The organism is Shewanella sp. 10N.286.45.A1, from assembly GCF_041470405.1.
In the GTDB taxonomy this organism is placed as follows: domain Bacteria; phylum Pseudomonadota; class Gammaproteobacteria; order Enterobacterales; family Shewanellaceae; genus Shewanella.
Genome location: NZ_JBFRMK010000335.1, coordinates 1 through 1,843, shown reverse-complemented (window position 1 = coordinate 1,843; position 1,843 = coordinate 1). Strand labels below are relative to the sequence as shown.

Sequence of the window (1,843 nt, the reverse complement as noted above, 5' to 3'; positions counted from 1 at the left end):
GCCGCCTACGCCGCCTACGACACCTGAAGCAACAGCACGTAAATTTTTAACAGACCTAGGCATGAGTAATAAAGATATAACATCTTTAATAACTTATAACATGGCTGAAGTTACAACTATGATGAGCAAACCCCAATTGATATTCGGCAATGCAGTACCATTGAAAGATGCTTCTTTTAAGAAGGGAGCTACGGCTAAAGCTCCACCTGGTTATGCTCTTATTGATTGGTCAGATACTGAAAAAGAAAAGTTTAAGGAGTCATTCGCACGAATGGTATTTTTAATCAACTCATCAAAGTTTGAAAACTTGTACAACACACATGCTGCGATTACAGTTGATCCTCAAAGCTCGCCGTTAATAATGATCCCAATGAATTACACCGATTTTAAAAGCTATGTAATTAAAAAAACAATAGATTATGGCGAAAACTATTCATTTTACACATCAAGTTCAAAAACTGACATTGCTTGGGGTCAGAGTGGATTGACAATGTTTAGTGAATCAGAAATAGGAAGCCCGCTTCTTACCCATGAGATGATGCATACTGTAGATTTTGATCATCAATCTGGCTACGATGGAGCAATAAACAATATACCTTATTTTGTGCAAACTATTATTGCGTATAACGAAGATGCTACCAATGCTTGTCAAAATGGAGGTTATAGTTGCAATTTTAGCGGCATGAATTTTGGGGTGTCTTACACATCACCACCACATGATAGTGATTACAGATTTTCTCATGCGCTTAGAGGCTTCTACTTTAACTACTAAAGTGTATGGAACAATCATAGACATATATGGACGTTCCTGCTAAGTCAATGCAATAATCACCCTGCAGAAGGCAATCTGGCCTTCTGCTCTGTTTTTTAGCTTTCTCATCAAGATCATTGTTGTAGATGTCGACTCATGCTCCGCTTAAAGCGGTTATACTGACATATTGTAGTGGTACGGTGAATTTGGCCATCTAGTTAGAGGTGATATCATCACCTCATAAATTAACAGGTGACACTATGAAAAAAACGTACAAAAAGGCTTTTTAGCGCAAAATTCAAACTTGAATCAGCTCAAATAGTGCTAGATCAAAATTACTCAATTGTTGAAGCCGATCAAGCTATGAATGTGGGTAAATCAACTATGGATAAGTGGGTTCGGCAATTAAGAGAAGAGCGACAAGGTAAGCAACCTAAAGCGTCACCTATATCACCAGAAAAAATTGAAATTCGAGAGTTAAAAAGTAACTAGCTCGCCTCCAGGAGCACAACGAAATATTAAAAAAGTAACCGTCCGGGCAAGTACATTTTTAGCTTACCGCTTTGAAGCTATATCTTAACAACTGACTATTACATCAGGAGTTAATATGGCTAAACGTTCTCATGACGATTGGACTAACTTGATCCAGCAACAGCCTAGCAGCGGCTTAACGATTACCGATTTTTGTCGTCAGCATAAGCTAAATAAGCTAAATAAGCTAAGTACCAGTACCTTTTATGCCCGCAAAGCCATTATGACTAACATTCCCCCAAAAAACGGGGCTTCGTTTATAAAGGCTGTAGCGCCTGCAACCACACCAGTTATAACCCAGGCCGTAACCTCGCAACCAACTATCTGTTTACAGCATCAAACTGGGCTATGGACTTTCCCAAGCTCTTTACCTCCAAGCTATTTGCTTGAGTTTATCAAAGACCTGCAAGCATGTTGATGTTTCAGCAGTTACCCTGTGTTTATCTGCATCGTGAACCCGTGGGTTTTCGTAAATCGATAAATGGCTTAGCCATTATGGTTGAACAACAACTGTCGCTACAGGCTACTGACGCCAGCGTGTTTGTTTTTTGTAATAATACC

3 protein-coding genes and 1 pseudogene are annotated in these 1,843 nt (G+C 39.2%); all 4 read left to right on the top strand.

The annotated features are described in order from the left end of the window. Nucleotides 1–772: hypothetical protein (locus tag AB4238_RS20675; protein ID WP_372035331.1), on the top strand; the 772-nt coding region annotated here is incomplete at its 5' end. Nucleotides 773–1,011: 239 nt separating this feature from the next. After that, nucleotides 1,012–1,278 (top strand): annotated as a pseudogene (locus AB4238_RS20670) (transposase); the annotation flags it as partial. 80 nt (nt 1,279–1,358) lie between these two features. After that, a complete protein-coding gene (tnpA, locus tag AB4238_RS20665) occupies nt 1,359–1,700 on the top strand; it encodes an IS66 family insertion sequence element accessory protein TnpA (RefSeq protein WP_372035329.1) in 342 nt (113 codons plus the stop codon). Next, the coding region (gene tnpB / locus AB4238_RS20660) for an IS66 family insertion sequence element accessory protein TnpB (RefSeq protein ID WP_372035333.1) at nt 1,694–1,843 on the top strand (150 nt) is incomplete at its 3' end. The genes tnpA and tnpB, both read left to right, overlap by 7 nt.

What these genes read in the sequence shown, in the direction of transcription:
- tnpA (WP_372035329.1), top strand. Translation starts at nt 1,359, where the DNA reads ATGGCTAAACGTTCTCATGACGATTGGACTAACTTGATCCAGCAACAG.